General features: G+C 67.4%; 2 protein-coding genes. Both read right to left on the reverse strand.

Annotation, left to right across the window (positions count from 1 at the left end):
• Window positions 1–1185: glutamate--cysteine ligase (locus HUK82_RS16445; RefSeq protein ID WP_176614943.1), on the reverse strand; the 1185-nt coding region annotated here is incomplete at its 3' end.
• A 161-nt stretch (window positions 1186–1346) separates the two neighbouring features.
• A partial coding sequence (locus HUK82_RS16450) for a 16S rRNA (uracil(1498)-N(3))-methyltransferase (RefSeq protein ID WP_176614944.1) occupies window positions 1347–1546 on the reverse strand: 200 nt, incomplete at its 5' end.

Below are 1546 nucleotides of genomic sequence, written 5' to 3' on the forward strand. Positions count from 1 at the left end.
CCACGCGGCCCCCATGCCCTGCGCGGGCACGGCCGCGCGCAGGGCGATGTAGTCTTCCGGCGCGGATTCACGCACCAGCGCCTCGGCCGCGGTCAGGGCGGCGTCATCATACAGCAGCCCGACCCACAGGGCCGACTGGGCGAGCATCATCTCCGGGCTTCCGGCATCCGCGCCGCGCATTTCGAGAAACTGCTTCAGACGCACGTCGGTAAAGACGGTGGTCATGTGGTCCTCGAAGTCGCCGATCGTGGGGGTCAGACCCTCCAGCCCCGGCTGCGGGCGCCCGGCCAGCCAGTCGCGGAACGAGCGTCCTGCGACGTCGATCATCCGGCCGTCGCGCATGACGAAATACATCGGCACGTCGATCAGCCAGTCGATATACCGCTCGAAGCCGAAATCCTCGTCGAAGAAGAAGCGCGGCATGCCCGAACGCTGGTTGTCGGTATCGGTCCAGACCTGCGCGCGGTTGGACATCAGGCCGTTGGGCGCACCCTCGTAGAACGGGGAGTTTGCGAACAGGGCGGTGGCCAGCGGCTGAAGCGCGAGCGACACCCGCATCTTGCGCCGCATGTCGGCTTCCGAGCCGTAATCGAGGTTCACCTGCACGGTGCAGGTGCGCGTCATCATGTCCAGACCGCGTGTGCCGACCTTGGGCATGTAGGCCCGCATGATGGCATAGCGGCTCTTGGGCATGATCGGCATGGCGGCCTGGGTCGACAGCGGCTGGAAGCCCAGCGGGGCGAACCCCAGACCGAGCGCCGCGGCCGGGGAGCGCAGATCGTCGAAATGCTGGGCCATTTCGGCACGTGTGTCGTGCAGGCTGGCCAGCGGGGCGCCGGACAGTTCGAACTGCCCCGCCGGTTCGAGAGAGATCGATCCACCCTTGCGGGGTCCGATACCCTTCAGGCCGATCAGGTGGCCCTGATCGACGATGCCGCTCCAGCGCTCACCGTCGCCCTGCGCGTCGAACGCGCCAAGAAGGTCGCCGATGCCGCGCGGAGCGTAGGGCGGCGGGGCGAACGGGGTGCGTCCGCTGTCCGCGTCATCGGGGAGTACAAAGCCGAACTTCTCGTGCTCGGTTCCGATGCGCCAGTGCGCGCGGGGCTTCACCGCATCAGCAAACACCGACACGAGCTGCGCGCACGACTGAAGGCGGGTGTCGTTCAGGTCACCTGGGTTGGACATCGGCTCTGACTGTATCCTGCAAGCAGCGATCGGACGAAAGGCGCGCACCCCGCGCTGGGCCTGCGGCTGCCTGTCGGAACGGACCGAAAGAAGAACGGTTTCATGTTCATAACAGGCTTGTCAGGTTTCGGAAACTCCCGCGTCTCCATTTTCGCAGCGGTTCAGAATCCGCCGAAACGCGCCAATGTCGCCGCCGCCGCCGTATCGGCGCGCAGGATGCGCCGCCCCAGCGACACCCCCCGCACGAACGGGCGCCCGAGGATCGCCCGAAGCTCCGTCTCCGCGAAGCCGCCCTCAGGACCGATCAGGACCCCGTCGCCGTCGGCCAGACGCACGCCCCCGTCGGTGTCGGACACGGCAT

This window comes from Ameyamaea chiangmaiensis (assembly GCF_013376175.1).
In the GTDB taxonomy this organism is placed as follows: Bacteria; Pseudomonadota; Alphaproteobacteria; order Acetobacterales; family Acetobacteraceae; genus Ameyamaea; species Ameyamaea chiangmaiensis.